1 protein-coding gene and 1 pseudogene are annotated in these 513 nt (G+C 37.0%); both read left to right on the forward strand.

The window, feature by feature from the left end:
- On the forward strand, positions 1-203 hold a 203-nt coding region (locus R7R78_RS29590), incomplete at its 5' end, for a hypothetical protein (RefSeq protein WP_225475024.1).
- A 119-nt stretch (positions 204-322) separates the two neighbouring features.
- Positions 323-513, forward strand: a pseudogene (locus R7R78_RS29595) (phospholipase D family protein); the annotation flags it as partial.

The following is a 513-nucleotide window of genomic DNA, read 5'->3' on the forward strand; positions in this document are numbered from 1 at the left end:
CAAACATTTACCTCAATAAATTCATATGGTTATATATTTCAATTGATTTATTACAGAGCGCTATTGGTTATTATCGCCAGATATTAGTGATAATGACCAATACAACAAGAAACATAAGTAAAATAAATGATTTTGTGCGCCATAAAAATAAACTGAAATTAGGAGAAAAACGCGCCCAATACCGCTTTCTTCCCGCAGTATGATCTCACTTCATGGATTTACTTGACTAAACACTCGTTCTTTAGCCGCGATAACTGCACGTTGAAAGCACTTATGTCTATACTTCAATACAGTAAGGTTTTGTAAGACAAGGAAATGTGCATTGTTACATACGCTCTCCAAATTCATTTTCGCATCCATGTTCTCAGTGCTTTCAGCATGCTCATCAATCGAATCAAATCAGCCAAGTGAGAAATCCACCACTTTCCATTTCGGCTATCAACAAGATTCGGTTCTGGCTCATTACTTTGGAGCTTATGGCGAAGATCCTAAAACCATCACTGGCTTTTACCC

The sequence above is a fragment of the Vibrio sp. 2134-1 genome (assembly GCF_033339495.1).